The following is a 16,704-nucleotide window of genomic DNA, read 5'->3' on the forward strand; positions in this document are numbered from 1 at the left end:
AATCCACAAGCGGGGTGCCAGGGCCAGGTGTACAGCTAGGTCCCGTAGACCGACACGGCGGCGGCCTTCACCACAAAGTGCACCGTCATGCCGGGAACCAGGCCCAGGTCCGCCGACGCCGCGGGCGTGATGTCTGCGGCGAGGCCGCCCGCGCGCACCCGGATCAGGTCGCCATGGGGCTCGAGATCTGTGATGGACACCGGGAAGGAGTTGCGGGGGCTGCCGTGCGCGTCGGTGAGGAACACTGACACGGCCGACGGCGGGAAAACCGCCACGCCCGGCCGGTTGTTCCCGCCGGCATCGCCGGGTTCCTCGAGGTGGCCGGAAATCTCCCGGCCCCTGCCCGCCCGGATCCCGGTGCCCGTCATGGTTCCGGGGACAAAGTTCAGGCCGGCCAGTCCGGCAGCGAAGGAACTCCTGGGCCGTTCCAGCACCGTCCGGGTGGGGCCCGCCTCCACAATCCGTCCGCCCTCCAGGACAGCCACCCTGTCCGCAAGCATCAGGGCATCCAGGACATCGTGGGTGACGATGATGGCCTGCCGCCCGGCGAGGACGCGCTTGAGCAGGCGGCGCAGCAGCGGCGCCGAGTGGATGTCCAGCGCGGCCAGGGGCTCATCCAGCAGGAGCAGGGCAGGATCGGCGGCGAGCGCGCGGGCCACCGCAACCCGCTGCGCCTGCCCGCCGGAAAGCTCCGCAGGACGGCGGTCCGCCAGGTCAGCGGCCTCTACCTCTGCAAGCCAATGCATCGCCCGGCTGTTGGCCAGGTGCTTGGGCGTACCGCCACTTCGCGGCCCAAAGGCCACATTCTCCAAGGCAGTGAGGTGCGGAAACAGCAGCGGTTCCTGCGCGAGCAGTACGGTGCCCCGGTGATGCGGAGGCACCCATGCGTGCTGTTTGGGATCCAGGTGGAACAGCGTGCGGCCGTCGAGTTCGGCCCGGCCGCTGTCCGGCTTCAGCAGACCGGCGATGCTGGCCAGCAGCGTGGATTTGCCCGCCCCGTTGGGTCCCATCACGGCAAGGGTTTCCTCCGGCCCCACCGTCAGGGCCACGTCGAAGCCGCGCCCTGCCACGGCTGCCTGGAAGGAGAACGTCACGGAACGTTCCCTCCCGCCGGAGCAGGCGCCGTCGTCCGCTTTCCGGAGACCTGGCCGGCTGTGCGGCCGCCGGCAGGGCGCCCGTAGGCAAGTGCCACCACGGCTACGGCGACGGCCACCAGGACCAGGGAGAGCGCGACGGCGGCGTCCGGGTCCGTTTCCCGTTGCAGGTAGATTTCCAGCGGCAGGGTCCGTGTCACCCCCTGCAGGCTGCCGGCGAAGGTGAGCGTGGCGCCGAACTCGCCCAGGCTGCGGGCAAAGGCCAGCACGGCGCCGGATGCCAGGCCGGGCAGTATCAGCGGCAGGGTCACGCGCCGGAAAACGACCCTCGGCGGCGCACCAAGGGTTGCCGCCACCGCCTCATACCGCGACCCGCCGGTCCGCAGCGCGCCTTCCAGGCTGACGACGAGGAACGGCAGCGCCACGAAAGTCTGGGCCAGGACCACGGCAGTGGTGGAGAAGGCGATCTGCAGCCCCAGCACCTCCAGGGCCCCGCCCAGGAGTCCCTGCCGGCCGAACGTGTAGAGCAGTGCGATGCCGCCCACCACGGGCGGCAGCACCAGCGGAAGCAGCACCAGCGAGCGCAGCAGCCCCTGCAGCGGGAACCTTCCCCGCGCCAGGACCAGGGCCAGCGGCACACCCAGCACGATGCACAGCGCAGTACTGGCAGCCGAGGTGCGCAGGCTCAGGCCGAGGGCGGAAAGCGCCGGTTCGGAGGTGACCATGGGAAGGAAGTTGGCCCAGTTGACTCTTGCCACAATGGCCAGCAGCGGGAGGACAACCACCAGGGCGGCCACCACCGCCAGTGCATAGAGCCAGCCAGGGACCCCGGTGTAGGCCGCGCGCGCTTTCATCCCCCTCATGGCTTGCGGGATTGCTGGCGGAGCATTACTGCGCCTGTCATTGCGTGGCCGGCCCGAAGCCTGCCTGCGCCAGCACCTGCCGGCCTTCAGGGCCGGCCACCAGGTCCATGAACGCGCCGGCGGTGGTGGTGTTCCTGCTCCCCGCCAGCACTGCGATGGGATAGGTGTTCACTGCCCCGGCCGCTTCCGGGAACGGCACGCTTTCCACCCTGTCCCCGGCAGAGCGCACATCCGTGACGTAGACCAGCCCGGCGTCGGCTTCTCCGGAGATGACCTTGCCCAGGACGTCGGTGACCGAATTCTCCTCGCTGACCGGACTGAGCCCGGTTCCGTGCTGTTGCGAGAGAGCGGCGGCGGCCGCCCCGCACGGCACCTGCCGGGCACAGGTCACCAGCCGTGTTCCTGCCCTTGCGAGGTCGGCGAAGGAGTTGATGCCGGCAGGGTTACCCGTTGGGACCGCGATGGCCAGGGTGTTGGTGGCGAATATCCGGGGTTCTCCCTGCAGCAGTCCGGCATCACCAAGCTTGTCCATGTTCCGGGTGTCGGCCGAGGCAAAGACATCCGCCGGAGCGCCCTGGCTGATCTGGGTTGCCAGGTCCGACGATCCCGCAAAACTGACAGTGACGTCCGTTCCCGGGTGCTGCGCCTCGAACATTTCGGCCAGTTCGCTGAAGCTGGATGTGAGGGAGGCCGCCGCGAAGACCGTGAGCGTCCCTTCCCCTGTGTCATCGCCGGGGGAAGCGTTGCCTGCGCAACCGGCGAGGCCCAGCGTGAGGGCCGCCGCTGCCAGCACTGCGGGAATTCTCCCTCTCACGGGGCACCCTTTCCCTGGGGGGTTTCGATGATGACGGTGGTGGCTTTGACCACCGCAGTGGCCACCGACCCGAGCTCCAGCCCCATGTCCCGGACAGCCTCGCTGCTCATCAGGGACACCACCCGGAACGGCCCGCACTGCAGCTCCACCTGCGCCATCACCGTGTCCGCCGTGATGCCGGTGACCAGCCCGGTAAACCTGTTGCGGGCGGAACTGCCGGTCCGGTGCGGATCGTCCGGGAGCTGCGCCAGCTTTTGGGCATGCCGGGCGAGTTCGAGGCCGTCGACGGCGAGCCGGCCGGAATCGTCCCGGAGCGGAGCCAGGGAGCCGTTGTCCGTCCAGCGGCGCACCGTATCGTCACTGACGCCGAGCAGGCGGGCCGCTTCTGCGACGCGGATGATGGTCATTTCCCCACTATAGGCCGCAGATGCGGACGTTTCTCCTGCTTTGATCCGCTTTTTCGATTATGATCAGCCCCCGATCCGCCGTCGGGGCAGCACACTAGACTTCCTCCATGTCCATCTTCATCGACCCGCCACTGTGGCCTGCGCACGGAACGCATTTCTCCCACCTGGTTTCGGACACATCGCTGGCGGAGCTTCATGCCTTCGCCGCTGAGGCGGGCATCCCGGAGCGGGCCTTCGATGGAGACCACTACGACGTCCCGGAGCGCCGCTTCGAGGACCTGGTGGCGGCCGGAGCGGTTCCGGTGGAAGCCCGCATCCTGGTCCGCAAGCTGATCGACAGCGGCCTGCGCATTCCCGCCCGGCAGCGGAACAAGTCACTCAAGGTGCCGCTGCAGCTGCGCTGGGACGCCATCATGCCCGGCCATGACGCCCTGTTCCTCGACCTGCTGGACCGCTGGAGCGAACCACACCGCCGGTATCACGGCTGCACGCACCTGCTCTCGGTGCTGGAGTCCCTGGACCTGCTGACCGATCCTGCCGACCCGCCGCGCACCGTGCTCCTGGCAGCCTGGTTCCACGACGCCGTTTACCGCGGCATCGCCGGAGAGGATGAGGAGGAGTCCGCCCGGTTGGCCGAGGACCGGCTTAGCGCCGCAGGCCTGCCGGACGCCGAGGTGGCTGAGGTGGCGAGGCTGGTCCTGCTGACCAGCGACCACCGCCCCGGGGCAGGGGACGGCGACGGCGCCCTCCTGTGCGACGCCGATCTGTCCGTCCTCGGCGGGGAACCGGATGACTATGCCCGCTACCTCGCGGCCGTCCGGCAGGATTTTGCGCACATTGGCGACGCCGACTTCGCGGCGGGACGCGCCGCCGTCGTACGCCATCTGCTGGAACTTGACCCGCTCTTCCATACCGAGCGGGCGCAGGAGCTGTGGCTGGCTGCCGCGCACCGGAACCTGAAGGGTGAACTGACATGAACGCGCCGCATTCGAACGCGCTGCACGTGTATTCCGCAAGTGCGGCGCACCGGCAACTCCCCTATACGGTGCGGCTGGAGTGGGGGCTCGACGGCGCCAGGACCGTAACGTCCGGCGTGGACCTTGCGGTGGTGGTGGACGTCCTGTCCTTCGGCACGTGCGTCAGCGTTGCCCTGGACCGCGGCGCCACGGTGTTTCCCTATCCTTGGAAGGACACCACCGCGGAGGACTTCGCAGCCCACCATCACGCCCAGCTGGCAGGTCCCCGCCACGGCGGCGGGCTCAGCCTGTCCCCGGCCAGCCTCCGCGCGGCTGGTTCGCTGGAGCGGGTGGTCCTGCCCTCCCCCAACGGCTCCTCCCTGTGCCACGCACTGGCAGCCGAGGTCCCGCTGGTAGCGGCAGTGTGCCTTCGCAACGCCGCAGCCACCGCGGACTGGGTGGCGGCCAACCTTCCGGAGGATGCGGTGATCGCCGTGGTGGCCGCGGGTGAACGCTGGCCGGACGGCACCCTCCGTCCCGCCGTGGAGGACCAGATCGGGGCGGGCGCTTTCATCGCCGGGCTGGTGGCTGCCGGCAAGGGCGGTTACGAGGCCGAGGACGGCAGGCATGGCTATTCACCGGAGGCGGTGGCGGCGGCGGCCGTGTTCGAGGCCGCGGAGCCGCGGCTGCGCGAGATGCTGCACGGGTGCGCCAGCGGGCGGGAGCTGCTGGGCGCGGGCTACGGGGACGACGTGGACATCGCCGCCGAACTGGACGACAGCGACTCCGTGGCTGTCCTGGTCAACGGCGCCTTCAGCACTATCCCCGGCACCCTGCCAGGCCGTTGACCTGCGGTTGTCTTTACGCCCTCGGGACGTACAGGCCGGCTGACGCGCAGCTGTTTACCGGTATGCGGCCACGAACGGTGCGCTGGTCGGCACGATCTGCTTGCCCAGCGGCATCAATGACACCGGAATCAGTTTCAGGTTGGCGATGGCCAGCGGGATGCCGATGATGGTGACGGCCATGGCAAAAGCCGTCACCACGTGCCCGATGGCGATCCAGATGCCCGCCACCAGCAGCCAGACCACGTTGCCCAGCAGCGAAAAGACACCCGAGCCGCCCGGCTTGTCCACCACGGTCCGGCCGAACGGCCAGAGCGTGTAGGCGGCGATCCGGAATGAGGCGATGCCCCACGGGATGGTGATGATCAGCAGGCAGCAAATCACCCCGGCCGCGAAATAGCCGAGCGCCAGCCAGAACCCGCCGAAAACCAGCCAGATGATGTTGAGCAGTGTCTTCATCCATCCATTGTGCCCCGGCAGGTTCCACCCGGATGTAGGGGGATCCCCTGACCGGACCCTGAAAACGGAAGTCCTGGCGGGGGCATCCCCGCGGGCCGTCAGACCGTGGCGTCCGACTTCGCGGCCTGCACGAAGGCGCGGATCTTGGCCAGGTCCTTGACCCCGCGGGATGCCTCCACGCCGGAGGACACGTCCACGCCCCACGCGTTGGCCGCCACGGACGCCTGCGCCACGTTGGCGGGGTCCAGGCCGCCGGCGAGCAGCCACCGGCGCCCCTGGAGTTCGGGCACCTCGGCCATGGCGGCGTAATCCCACGCTTCACCCGAACCGGGAACCGCGGAGTCGATCAGCAGCAGGTCCTCGCCCCAGTCTTCAATCTCTGACCGGGCGGCACCCATCGTAACGGCCCTGATCAGCTTCATGCCGGCGTCGTGCACTGTTTCCACGTCCTGGCGGGAGCGGGAGCCATGCAGCTGGATCCACTCCAGTCCCGCGGCCCGGGCAATGGCGACGGCGTCGGCCACCGGCTCGTGGCGGAACACGGCGATCGGGGACACCCCTGCGGGGACCTCCGCCAGCAGCGAGGTCACCTGGCCCGGCGAGACAACCCGGGGGCTGGCGGTGAGGACAAAACCCACAGCATCAGCGCCGGCGTCCACCGCCTCACGGATGGATTCGGGTGTACTGAGACCACACACTTTGACGAACATTCCCGGCTCCTTCAGGCTGTTTTCGTGTTGACCCCCCGGAGGAGAGTAGCAGGCAACGCCCCACCCCGCGATGCCCGCACCAGACGAACTAGGCTGGGCTGATGGAAATCATCCGCTTCGCTGACCTCAAAGCCGAACCGTGGCGCAACGGCGGCGGGGTGACACGGCAGATCGCGAGCCGGCCCACGCCTGCATCCCCCGTCCAGGGCGGGGCCGGCGACGGTGGCTGGGACTGGCGGGTCAGCATCGCGGATGTGACCAAGGCCGGTGAGTTTTCCCCGTTTCCCGGCATGGAGCGCGTCCTCACGGTGGTCGAGGGCGAACTCCTGCTGCTCTCCGTGGACGGGGCCGAACACCTCATGGAGAAGTACCGCCCGTTCCGGTTCGCCGGTGGAGCAGCCACCGTCAGCAAACTGCCCATGGGCGATGTCCGGAACCTTAACGTCATCACCCGGGCCGGGGCCTTCAAGGGCTTTACGTCCATCATCGAGTTGTCCAAAAAGCGCGCCCACCCCGTGTTCGAAGGGCAGCTGGGGATCCTGCTGCAGGGGCAGGCCACGGTGGGCGCCGGCGACGGTGACCCAACGGACCTGGGCCGGTACGACGCCGTCGTCGGTTCTGATGCCGACACTCCAAACATCCTTGGCCGCGGCTTCCTGGCCGTCGTCTCCATCGACCCCGTTGAGGACTAGCCCGTACCCCGGATAGGCCAGCCTCGCCTTCGGAAGCAGAGCCTTTCCACACTGGTTACCGGTAGCCGCCGTCCCTAGACTCAGGCTATGACCACTTCAACATTCAACGCGCTCCTGTCCACCCAGATCGGCAACGAATTCACGGCCTCGCAGCAGTACATTGCCGTAGCCACCTGGTTCGCCAACCAGGACCTTCCGCAGCTGGCCCGCTACTTCTACCGCCAGTCCGTGGAAGAACGGAACCACGCGATGATGATGGTGCAGTACATGCTGGACCGGCACATCCCCTTCACCATTCCCGGCGTCCCGGCCGTCCGCAACGACTTCGCCTCCGTCACTGAGCCGCTGGCCCTCGCCCTGCAGCAGGAGAAGGAAGTCACCCGCAATATCGAGGACCTGTTCCGGGCGGCCCGCGGCGAGAACGACGCCCTCGGCGAGCAGTTCATGCTCTGGTTCCTCAAGGAGCAGGTGGAGGAGGTGGCGTCCATGACCACGCTGCTGAACATCGCCGAACGCGCGGACAACCTGTTCGACATTGAGAACTTCATCGCCCGTGAAACTGTCGGCGACGGCGGCCGCGACAGTGCCGCCCCGGTAGCGGCCGGCGGCACACTCTAACCGCCGCCCCCCCCAACTGAGTAGCGCTAACTGTCGTTTTGACGGCCCAAAGCGACAGTTAGCGCTACTTACTTGGGTTCACCCCCGGCGGTGAAGTTGGCCACCAACGTGGCCACCCGCCGTCGGGCGTTGCTACGCTGGAAACCAAGGCTCCCATCCGGAGCCTCCGGACGACGGTCCAGTACCCGGAACGCGACAAGACTGGCCAAAGGATCTGTAATGTCCTGGTTAATCCTTCTGGCCTCCGGCGCCCTTGAAGCCGTCTGGGCCGCAGCCCTGCACCGCGCATTCGAAACCACCGGCCGCCGCCGCGTCGCCGCAGCCGCCCTGTTCCTGGTGTCCGTGACCGCAAGCACCGCCGGCCTGGCCATCGCCATGCAATCCATTCCCACCGGCACCGCCTACGCCGTCTGGGTAGGTGTTGGCGTGGTCCTGACCTCCGCCTACGCGATCATCACCAAGGTGGAACGTCCGACGGCGGCGCGCCTGCTCCTGCTCTCCGGCATCGCCGCGTGCGTGGTGGGCCTGAAGGTGGTGGCGTAATGCTGCGGCGTTCCCTCCCCTGGCTGGTCCTCCTGGCCTCCGCCGTCCTCGAAGCAGTGTGGGCCACGGCCCTGGGCCTCTCCGACGGCTTCAGCAAACCGGTGCCCACCCTGGTATTCATCGTCACCGCCGCGCTGAGCATGCTGGGCCTTGGCATGGCCATCCGCCGCATCCCGCTGGGCACTGCCTACGCCATTTGGGTGGGCGTCGGGGCTGCCTTGACGGTGGGCTGGGCCATGGCCACCGGCGTGGAGCCCTTCAGCGTGCTGAAGGTGCTGTTCATCGCCGGGATCGTGGGCTGCGCGGCCGGGTTGAAGGCACTTCCCGGGGAGAAGGGGCACCCGGCTCCCGATCAGCCTGCCCGTGAGACCTCCCACCGCTGAGTCTCCCGCGCTGACTCTCCCCACCTTTGAGGCGCGCCGACGGCGTGTCCCGGCGAATCGCCGTCGTCCTTGGCGCTCCCGGATTCAAAGGTGGGGAGATTCGGCGCACCGTTTAGGCTTTTGCCATGGACTCCCCCGAGATCTCCCAGGCCATGGACGCCCTCCGGCGCCGGCTGGTTCCCGGTACGCGGACCATCCTGGGCATCACAGGGGCGCCCGGCTCCGGAAAATCCACCCTCGCGGCATGGATCCAGCAGCAATTCGCCCCCGGCACGGCCATAGTGGTCCCGATGGACGGCTTCCACCTGGGAAACGCCATCATCGAGGGCACGCCCCTTCGCCGGCGCAAGGGCGCCATCGACACGTTCGACGCCGGCGGGTACCTTTCGCTGCTCCGCCGCCTCGTCCGCCGGGACGAGGCAGTGGTCTACGCCCCGGAATTCCGGCGCACCCTTGACGAACCCGTGGCCGCTTCCATCGCCGTCCCGGCCGAAGTGCCGCTGGTCATCACCGAGGGAAACTACCTGCTCGCGGAGCAGGAGCCCTGGAAAGAGGTCCGGGCCCAGCTGGACGAGGTCTGGTTTGTGGACACGCCGCGGGAGCTGCGGCTGGAACGGCTGGTGGCGAGGCATGTGTCGTTCGGGATGGACCAGGCGGCAGCCGAAGCCTGGGCAAACGGCCCGGACGAGGCGAATGCCCGGCTGATCCAGGCCACCAAGCCCGGCGCGGACCGCATCATTCCCTGGTACTGACAAGCGAAGAGGAGAACGCATGGTGGCACTCGGCAACGGCCTCGACGTCAGCCCGCTCGGGTTCGGCGGCATGGCCCTCACTCCCGTGTACGGCGAGGTGGACCCGGCCGACGCACTCAAAACACTGCACCACGCCGTGGACTCCGGTGTCAGCTTTATCGACACCGCGGACGTCTATGGCGGAGGCAGCAATGAGGAACTGATCGGCCGGCTGCTCAGGGAGCGCCGGGACGAGGTGCAGCTGGCCACGAAGTTTGCGCTCGTCGGGAACCCGGCCGGCGGCTACACCGACATCCGGAACGACGCCGCGTATATCCGGCAGGCGGTGGACCGGAGCCTGCAGCGGCTGGGCACCGACGTCATTGACCTCTACTACATGCACCGCCGTGACCTCCGCGTTCCGATTGTGGAAACCGTGGAGGCCATGGCGGAGCTTGTGCAGCAGGGCAAGGTCCGGCACCTGGGCCTGTCCGAAGTGACCGCCCGGGAGTTGGAGGATGCCTTCGCTGTCCACCCCATTGCAGCGGTCCAGAGTGAATGGTCCATCTGGAGCCGCGACGTGGAACGCAACGTTGTTCCTGCCGCAGCCGCCCTGGGGGTGGGGTTTGTGCCGTATTCGCCGCTGGGCCGGGGATTCCTCACCGGCACCGTTGACGCCGCCAGCCTTGGAGACAATGACTTCCGGCGCCGGATTCCAAGGTTTTCCCCGGACGCCGCCAGCGCCAACCAGGCAGTTGTGTCGGCCGTCCGGTCAGTGGCCGGCGACCTTGGTGCGACGCCCGCCCAGACGGCCCTGGCCTGGCTGTTGGCGCAGGGCAAGCGGCTGGGTTTGCCGGTCGTTCCCATCCCCGGTACGCGTAAACGGAACCGGATCGATGAAAACCTGGGCGCGCTGGCCCTGGACCTCACCCCGGCGCAACTGGACGCCCTGGACGCGGCCTCGGACGCCGTCGTCGGCTCCCGTTCCGCGGATCCGCAGTGGGTGTCGGAGGGCCGTGAATAGACTCGTCCCATGGACTCACTTCAGTACGACCTGCCGGCCCTGACCATCCGCCGGATCTCCGTCAGCGAGATGGACAACAACGTGTACCTGCTGACCGCGAAGGCGAGCGGGGAACAGGTGCTCATCGACGCAGCGGACGACCTTCCCGCCATCCAGCAACTGCTGGCGGACGCCTCCGCGGACACGGCGGCTCCGCCCCGGCTCGCGCTGATCGCCACCACCCACCAGCACTGGGACCATGTCCGGGCGCTGAAGGAGCTGGCTGCGGCGACGGGTGCGCCCACCGCCGCAGGGACGGACGACGCCGACGCGCTGCCTGTTCCGGTGGACCGGCGGCTTGGGCACGGGGACCGGGTGGCCGTGGACGGCTTTGAGCTCACGGCTGTCCACCTGAGGGGGCACACGCCGGGCTCGATCGCGTTTGTGTACCAGGACCCGGAGGGCCCGGCGCACATCTTTTCCGGTGATTCGCTGTTTCCGGGCGGCGTGGGCAATACGCAGAAGGACCCGGAGCGGTTCAACCAGCTGCTCAGCGACGTCACGGAGCGGCTGTTCGGCACCTATCCTGATACCGCCGTCGTGCATCCCGGCCACGGCAAGCCCACCACCCTCGGTGCCGAGCGGCCACACCTTGAGGAGTGGCGCGCCCGGGGCTGGTGAGGAACGCGGTGGTTGAGCCTGTCAAAACCCGACAGGCTCAACCACCGAAAACGGAACGCTAGCGGCCGCGGCGTTCGTTGGACGCCGGAGCCGATGCACGGCGCGGACCGCCGGAGCGGCCTCCACCGGAGCGGCCACCGCCGTTGCCGGCAGCGTAGGATCCGCCGGAGGTGCCGCCGGTGTTGGAGGACCAGACAGCCTTGTTGCCGCCGCTGGCCGCAGCAGCACCTGCGCCGGCGGAGCGCCCGCCGGTGCGTGCACCTGTGCCTGCAGCTGCTGCACGCTGGCCGGTGGCCGGACGTCCGCTGCGCTGGCCGCCGGTGGAAGCCGGGCGTCCGGTTCCGCCGCGGGGAGCGTCACTGCGGGTTACGCGGGATTCTGCACGTCCGTCTGAACCGCGGCCGGCCGATGCCCGGCCACCTGCCGCGGGAACGTCGTTGCGGTGCGTGGAGGCGGTGCCGCGGCCACGGGCGTTGCGGCGGGCAGCCGCAGCGGCAATCGCGCGGTCCTCGTTCTGCTCGGCATTGCGATCGAACGCTGCGCGGGCTTCGGTGCGGCCTTCGAAGGCTGCTGCCCGGCGCTCGGCGCGGGGAACGTCGGTGCGGACCGGTTCGGCCGAAACCTTGCCGCGGCCACCACGGCCGCCGCGACCACCGGTTGTGGGAGCAGCCTGGCGGCGGGCGCGCTTGCGCTCGGCGTTGGCGCCTGTGGAGGTTCCGCCGCCCTGCTTCTGGGCCTTGGCAGCCAGCAGTGCGGCGCGGGTGCGGGGGTCAACCTTGTCGGCGATTTCGCCCACCAGGTCAGCCACGATCGGGGAGTTGGCGGTGACACGCTCGAAGGTGACCTCCACGCCGGCAGCCTTCATCAGTTTCTTGACGTCGGTCTGCTGCTCCGGGAGGGTCAGCGTGACCACGGTGCCGTCGGAACCGGCACGCGCGGTACGGCCGGAGCGGTGCAGGTATGCCTTGTGCTCGGTGGGCGGATCCACGTGGATCACCAGTTCGACGTCGTCCACGTGGACACCGCGGGCTGCGACGTCGGTAGCCACCAGGACGCGCACATCGCCGTTGGAGAACTCGGCGAGGTTGCGGTCACGGGCGTTCTGCGACAGGTTGCCGTGCAGGTCTACAGCGGGGATCCCGGCGTCGGTCAGGGTCTTGGCCAGCTTGCGGGCGTGGTGCTTGGTCCGCATGAAGAGGACGCGGCGGCCGGCGCCGGAGGCGAGCTCCACGATCAGCTGCTTCTTAACGGTCTGGTCGTTGACCACCAGCACGTGGTGCTCCATGGTGGTCACCGCGGCCTGCGGATCGTCCACGGAATGGGTCAGCGGGTTGGACAGGTAGCGCTGGACGATCTTGTCCACGCCGTTGTCCAGGGTGGCGGAGAAGAGCAGGCGCTGACCCTGGCTGGGGGTCATGTCCATGAGCTTCTTCACCACGGGCAGGAAGCCGAGGTCCGCCATGTGGTCGGCCTCGTCCAGGACGGTGATCTCCACGGCCTCGAGTGTGAGGATGCGCTGGCGGATCAGGTCCTCCAGGCGGCCTGGGCAGGCAATGACAATGTCGACGCCGGCGCGCAGTGCCTTTTCCTGGCGTGCCTGCGAGATGCCGCCGTAGATCACGGTGGTGTTCAGGCCGGCAGCCTTGGCCAGCGGCTCGATGGTGGCGTTGATCTGGGTGGCCAGTTCACGGGTGGGTGCCAGCACCAGGCCCATGGGGCGGCCGGGCTTGCGGAAGTACGGAGCCTCGCGCTCGGCCAAGCGGGCCACCAGCGGGATGGCGAAGGCGATGGTCTTGCCGGAACCCGTGCGGCCGCGGCCCAGGACGTCGCGTCCGGACAGCGTGTCAGGCAGGGTCTTCACCTGGATGGGGAAGGGGGTTTCGATTCCCTGCGCGGCGAGGGTGTCGGCGAGGGCTTTGGGTGTGCCAAGGGCAGCGAAAGTAGTCAAAAGTCAAAGGTCTTTCAGGCGGTATCCGTGCGGATATCGGCCCCCGATGCCGGTTGGCCCAGGGGTTCGCCGAAGAAAATTCAGGTGATCAACCAGCCTGCTGCCGCTTATGCAAAACGGCGGCCGGGACCAAATGGAACGCGTTCATCGACGCAGGATGTGCCTCTCACATGAAAAAAGCCCTGTCCCCTAAATGAAGGGGTACATGGGCATCACTGCACATCAAGTTCCACCATTCTAGCATCCCGGCGGAGCAGACCCGTTTTCGGGTCGCTTCCGCTGCCCAACTGAGTAGCACCAAGTGTCGTATTGAGGCCCCGGAACGACAGTTGCTGCTACTTGGTTGGGGGCGTTGCCTTAGAAGTCGGTGCAGGGCAGTGTTGAGGCATGAACGAACACGTGGCGCACCACCAGGACATACACGACGACGGCACCTCCACAGGTGATAGCGGCACCGGCATCGGCACCGGCATCCGCGGCAATGACGCCGCCTCCATCTGGAACGAGCGGTACCGCGCAAAACCGCAGATCTGGAGCGGAAAGCCCAACCCGCAGCTGGTTCGCGAGGCAGGTGGCCTCCGGCCGGGGAAGGCCCTGGACCTTGGCTGCGGCGAAGGCGCCGACGCCATCTGGCTGGCACAGCAGGGCTGGACCGTGACCGCCGTCGACGTTTCCGCTGTGGCGCTGGAGCGGGCCCAGTCGCACGAGAAAGCCGCCCTGGCCAGGGAGAGCGTGCACGCAGGCGAGGGCGCGATTGCCAGCCGCATCACCTGGCAGCAGGCCGACCTGGAGCAGTGGCAGCCCGGTGGGCCCTTTGACCTGGTGACCTCGCAGTTCCTGCACTCCCAGGAGCTCGCCTGGCAGGGTCCGCTCCGGACGGCCGCGGCGGCGGTCAAACCCGGCGGCACCCTGCTGGTGGTGGGGCATCACCCGGACCGGCTGCCGCCGTGGGGAGGCGGAGCCGGGCACACCCACCGGGCCATGTTCTATACGGGCGACGAGGTTGTCCAGGAACTGGGGCTGGACGGCCCCGGGTGGCAGGTTGAGGTCCTCACCAGCCGCGAGCGCCCGGTGACGGGTCCGGACGGCGAGCACGCCACCATCGCCGACGTCGTCCTGCGGGCCACCCGGTTGGGCTGACGCCTTTCAAGAGGCCTTCGCGATGACGCGCGGCGCCACGAAGGCCGCGGCTGTGGCGAGCACGGCGGCAAGGGCGAAGACGCCCGCGAAGGATCCCGTCGTCGTCGTAAATGCCGCGAACACGATGCCCGTGGTGGCGAGCGCCAGCGCACCGCCCAGCGAGTCCGAGATGGACATCGCGGAGCTGTTGAAGCCTTCGTTGTCCTTGGTGGACAGCGCAAGGGTCATCACGCTGAGCCGCGGATACAGCAGGCCCATGCCCCCGCCGGCGAAGATCCAGCCGGCAATCGCGACGGCGGCCGGCCAGTGGAGAGACGTGGTGGCCAGGGCCAGCAGTACCGCGCCCAGGACCATCAGCGCCCCGGTCAGGACCGCGCGGCGATGGGACAGCCGGGTCCCGAGGCGGCCCTGGACTGCCGACGCGCCCGCCCACGCCAGCGCTCCGCCCGTGAGGGTGAGGCCGGCGAAGGTGGGGGAAAAGGCGTATTGCTCGATCAGCAGGTAGGGAAGGTAGACCTCGGCGCCGAAGAACCCGGCCGAGGCGAGTCCGCGTGCCAGGATCACGCTGGGCAGGCCGCGCCGGGCGGTCAGGGTGCCGCGTGGCACCAGGGGCCGGACGGCCAGCAGCGCCAGGACGACGGCGGCGATGGCCAGGAGAGCGGTGGCCGCGGGAACCCCGGGGACGCGGACGCCGGCAGACAGGTTCAGCGCCAGCACCGCGATTGCGGCAAGGGCGGCCCACGCGAGCCGGCCGGCAGCCCACGGGACGGTTGCGGCGTCCATGGGCCGCTGGTCCATCCCGCGAAGCACCGGCGCGATCATCAGCAGCGCCGGAATGACCAGCCCCACCACGCCCAGGAACACCCAGTGCCAGCTGAACACCTGTGCCACGATCCCGGCCGCGAAGGGACCCACCAGCGACGGGATCACCCACGCCGCGGAGAACGCCGCAAAGATTTTGGGGTGCAGCACGCCGGGGTAGATGCGGGCAACCAGGACGTACAGCGCCACGGTGAGGGCTCCGCCGCCCAGCCCCTGGACCAGCCGGCCGGCGACGAGCATCGGCATGGACGCGGAGGTTCCGGCGATCAGCAGCCCCACCACGAACAGCCCCACGGAGGCGTACAGGGGTGCCCTTGGCCCGCGGCGGTCGGACCAGTTGCCGGCCGCCACCATGCCGATCACGCCGGTGGCCAGCGGACCGGCGAAGGCCAGGGCGTAGAGGCCGGCGCCGTTCAGCTCCCTGCTGACGAGGGGCATGATGGTGGTCACCGCGAGGGACTCGAACGCGGCGAGGAACACCAGGGCGCACGTGCCGATGGTCACCCACAGGTACGGCCGCTGCAGGATGCGCGGGGCGGGATGGGTGGTTGGAACCGTGGAGTCGGGCATGTGGGCCTTAGCCGATGTACCGGTCGCGGCCGGCGCGGTAGCCGAAGACGGCCGCGAGCAGGCCGACCACCAGGAACAGGAATCCGGCGGCGGTGAAGGAACCGGTGGCCTGGTGCAGCTGGCCCACCAGCAGGGTTCCGGTTGAACCGAGCCCGTACCCGACGCCCTGCATCATCCCGGACAGGTGCGCGGCGGTGTGGCCGTCGCGGGTGCGGAGCATGATCATGGTCAGGGCAACGGCCGTGAGGCTTCCCTGCCCCAGGCCCAGCAGCCCGGCCCACACCCACACCAGCTCCAGGGGCCCGAAGATGCTCAGCGCGAAGCCGGCACCTGTCATCAGGGCAACCACGGTGTTGATGGCCCGCTGGTCGCGGAGCCAGGCTGCAAGCGCCGGGGCGAACAGTGAACCGAGCATCTGCAGCACGATGCTGACGGAGACGATCAGGCCCGCCGTCGCCCCGTCCACGCCCCGCTCGCGCAGGATCGGCGCCAGCCACGCGAAAACACTGAAGGACATCATCGCCTGCAGCACCATAAAGAGGGTCACCTGCCAGGCCACCGCGGAGCGCCACACGTTCACCCCGTCCCTGGCAGCCTGGTGCCTGATCCGGGGCTGGCGGACGGCCACCGGCAGGAACAGCAGAAGGACGACGGCGGCCGGCACCGCCCAGAACCACAGCGCCAGCGTCCACTCCCCCGTCGCCACGTAGACCGGGTACGTGAAGCCGGCACCAAGCGCGGCGGACGCGCAGATCGCCGTCGTGTACAGCCCGCCCATCAGCCCCAGCCGGTGCGGGAAGTCCCGCTTCACCAACCCCGGCAACAGGACATTGCACAGGGCGATCGCAGCTCCGCACGCCGCCGTCCCGGCAAGGAGCGCGGGCAGGTGGCCGGCGGCGGGCAGCCCCGTGTCCACCGGGCGCAGCAGCAGCCCCGCCGTCAGGACCGCCATGGCACCGAGCAGGACACGCTCGGCACCGAACCGGCGCGCCAGGACCGGGGCGAGCGGCGCGAACACGCCCAGCAGCGTGACGGGAACAGTTGTCAGGACCACCACCGCCCATCCGGGCAACGCCGCCTGCGAGCTGGCCTCCGGCAGCACGGCGGAGAAGCTGGAGAACACGGTCCGCAGGTTGAGCCCGACCAGGACCAGGCACAGGCCGAGGTAGGCGAGCTGCCGCCGGCTTCCCACCCGGGTTGGCCCGGGTGCGGGCGTTTCATCAATCTCCGCGTCAACCAGGGCGCCGGGATCAACCCCGGCCTGCGGTGCTGCCTCCCCGGCAGGGCTTCCCGGCCGTTGCTTCCTTGCCTCGGCGTTCGTCGCTTCCGTCACCCGCCCATTGTTGCAGGAGCCGACTGCCACAGGAGTTGTCCACATACGCGGCCCGCGCGCTTTTGGCAGACGGGCAGCGTCCCTAGGTTTGA

The 16,704-nt window shown here is 69.0% G+C and carries 19 protein-coding genes and 1 riboswitch; of the genes, 10 read left to right on the forward strand and 9 right to left on the reverse strand.

Translation table 11 applies throughout. The features are described 5' to 3' along the window. Positions 1-35: 35 nt before the first annotated feature. The 4 genes from B5520_RS01305 to B5520_RS01320 are packed head-to-tail and all read right to left on the reverse strand — an operon-like array spanning position 36 to position 3,178. Positions 36-1,094: a sulfate/molybdate ABC transporter ATP-binding protein gene (locus B5520_RS01305; protein ID WP_079595252.1), complete on the reverse strand. Its 1,059-nt coding sequence runs from the start codon at positions 1,092-1,094 to the stop codon at positions 36-38. Continuing rightward, positions 1,091-1,948, reverse strand: a complete 858-nt coding sequence (locus B5520_RS01310; protein WP_079595253.1) for an ABC transporter permease — start codon at positions 1,946-1,948, stop codon at positions 1,091-1,093. The genes B5520_RS01305 and B5520_RS01310 overlap by 4 nt, the downstream gene beginning before the upstream one ends. Before the next feature lie 46 nt (positions 1,949-1,994). After that, a complete protein-coding gene (modA, locus tag B5520_RS01315) occupies positions 1,995-2,771 on the reverse strand; it encodes a molybdate ABC transporter substrate-binding protein (RefSeq protein WP_079595254.1) in 777 nt (258 codons plus the stop codon). Then, entirely contained in the window at positions 2,768-3,178 is a 411-nt protein-coding gene (locus B5520_RS01320) for a TOBE domain-containing protein (RefSeq protein WP_079595255.1), read from the reverse strand. The genes modA and B5520_RS01320 overlap by 4 nt, the downstream gene beginning before the upstream one ends. A gap of 107 nt (positions 3,179-3,285) precedes the next feature. On the opposite strand from B5520_RS01320, the gene B5520_RS01325 reads away from it, so the two are divergent. Both B5520_RS01325 and B5520_RS01330 read left to right on the forward strand, forming a co-directional pair. Next, positions 3,286-4,155, forward strand: coding sequence for a DUF4031 domain-containing protein (locus tag B5520_RS01325; protein WP_079595256.1), 870 nt, complete (start codon positions 3,286-3,288; stop codon positions 4,153-4,155). Further along, complete coding sequence (locus tag B5520_RS01330; protein WP_079595257.1) at positions 4,152-4,982, forward strand: 2-phosphosulfolactate phosphatase; 831 nt, start codon at positions 4,152-4,154, stop codon at positions 4,980-4,982. The genes B5520_RS01325 and B5520_RS01330 overlap by 4 nt, the downstream gene beginning before the upstream one ends. Before the next feature lie 54 nt (positions 4,983-5,036). Here the strand turns inward: B5520_RS01330 and B5520_RS01335 are convergent, their stop codons facing one another. Beyond that, a complete protein-coding gene (locus B5520_RS01335) occupies positions 5,037-5,438 on the reverse strand; it encodes a YccF domain-containing protein (protein WP_079595258.1) in 402 nt (133 codons plus the stop codon). 98 nt (positions 5,439-5,536) lie between these two features. Continuing rightward, positions 5,537-6,148 carry a phosphoribosylanthranilate isomerase gene (locus tag B5520_RS01340; protein WP_079595259.1) on the reverse strand — a complete coding sequence of 204 codons (612 nt, stop codon included), beginning with the start codon at positions 6,146-6,148 and terminating at the stop codon, positions 5,537-5,539. Between the two features lie 101 nt (positions 6,149-6,249). On the opposite strand from B5520_RS01340, the gene B5520_RS01345 reads away from it, so the two are divergent. The 7 genes from B5520_RS01345 (at position 6,250) to B5520_RS01375 (ending at position 10,799) form a co-directional block, all read left to right on the forward strand. Continuing rightward, the gene (locus B5520_RS01345) at positions 6,250-6,840 is read left to right on the forward strand and encodes a HutD/Ves family protein (protein WP_079595260.1); all 591 of its coding nucleotides are present in this window, start codon (positions 6,250-6,252) and stop codon (positions 6,838-6,840) included. 87 nt (positions 6,841-6,927) lie between these two features. After that, the gene (locus B5520_RS01350) at positions 6,928-7,458 is read left to right on the forward strand and encodes a ferritin (RefSeq protein WP_079595261.1); all 531 of its coding nucleotides are present in this window, start codon (positions 6,928-6,930) and stop codon (positions 7,456-7,458) included. A 144-nt stretch (positions 7,459-7,602) separates the two neighbouring features. After that, a riboswitch (guanidine-III (ykkC-III) riboswitch) is annotated at positions 7,603-7,668 on the forward strand. Positions 7,669-7,677: 9 nt separating this feature from the next. After that, a complete protein-coding gene (locus B5520_RS01355; RefSeq protein WP_079595262.1) occupies positions 7,678-8,001 on the forward strand; it encodes a DMT family transporter in 324 nt (107 codons plus the stop codon). After that, on the forward strand, positions 8,001-8,384 hold the full coding sequence (locus tag B5520_RS01360; RefSeq protein ID WP_079595263.1) for a DMT family transporter: 384 nt from the start codon (positions 8,001-8,003) through the stop codon (positions 8,382-8,384). The genes B5520_RS01355 and B5520_RS01360 overlap by 1 nt, the downstream gene beginning before the upstream one ends. Positions 8,385-8,509: 125 nt before the next feature. After that, entirely contained in the window at positions 8,510-9,136 is a 627-nt protein-coding gene (locus B5520_RS01365) for a nucleoside/nucleotide kinase family protein (protein WP_079595264.1), read from the forward strand. Positions 9,137-9,155: 19 nt separating this feature from the next. Continuing rightward, positions 9,156-10,139 carry an aldo/keto reductase gene (locus tag B5520_RS01370; RefSeq protein WP_079595265.1) on the forward strand — a complete coding sequence of 328 codons (984 nt, stop codon included), beginning with the start codon at positions 9,156-9,158 and terminating at the stop codon, positions 10,137-10,139. Between the two features lie 9 nt (positions 10,140-10,148). Then, positions 10,149-10,799: an MBL fold metallo-hydrolase gene (locus B5520_RS01375; protein ID WP_079595266.1), complete on the forward strand. Its 651-nt coding sequence runs from the start codon at positions 10,149-10,151 to the stop codon at positions 10,797-10,799. Positions 10,800-10,857: 58 nt separating this feature from the next. On the opposite strand, the gene B5520_RS01380 is transcribed toward B5520_RS01375, so the two are convergent. Beyond that, complete coding sequence (locus B5520_RS01380; protein ID WP_079595267.1) at positions 10,858-12,747, reverse strand: DEAD/DEAH box helicase; 1,890 nt, start codon at positions 12,745-12,747, stop codon at positions 10,858-10,860. A 387-nt stretch (positions 12,748-13,134) separates the two neighbouring features. On the opposite strand from B5520_RS01380, the gene B5520_RS01385 reads away from it, so the two are divergent. Continuing rightward, complete coding sequence (locus B5520_RS01385) at positions 13,135-13,887, forward strand: class I SAM-dependent methyltransferase (RefSeq protein ID WP_079595268.1); 753 nt, start codon at positions 13,135-13,137, stop codon at positions 13,885-13,887. Between the two features lie 6 nt (positions 13,888-13,893). Here the strand turns inward: B5520_RS01385 and B5520_RS01390 are convergent, their stop codons facing one another. Continuing rightward, complete coding sequence (locus tag B5520_RS01390; RefSeq protein WP_079595269.1) at positions 13,894-15,279, reverse strand: MFS transporter; 1,386 nt, start codon at positions 15,277-15,279, stop codon at positions 13,894-13,896. Between the two features lie 7 nt (positions 15,280-15,286). Further along, on the reverse strand, positions 15,287-16,612 hold the full coding sequence (locus tag B5520_RS01395) for an MFS transporter (RefSeq protein ID WP_176156720.1): 1,326 nt from the start codon (positions 16,610-16,612) through the stop codon (positions 15,287-15,289). Positions 16,613-16,704: the final 92 nt, after the last annotated feature.

Source organism: Arthrobacter sp. P2b (assembly GCF_900168295.1).
Lineage (GTDB): Bacteria > Actinomycetota > Actinomycetes > Actinomycetales > Micrococcaceae > Arthrobacter.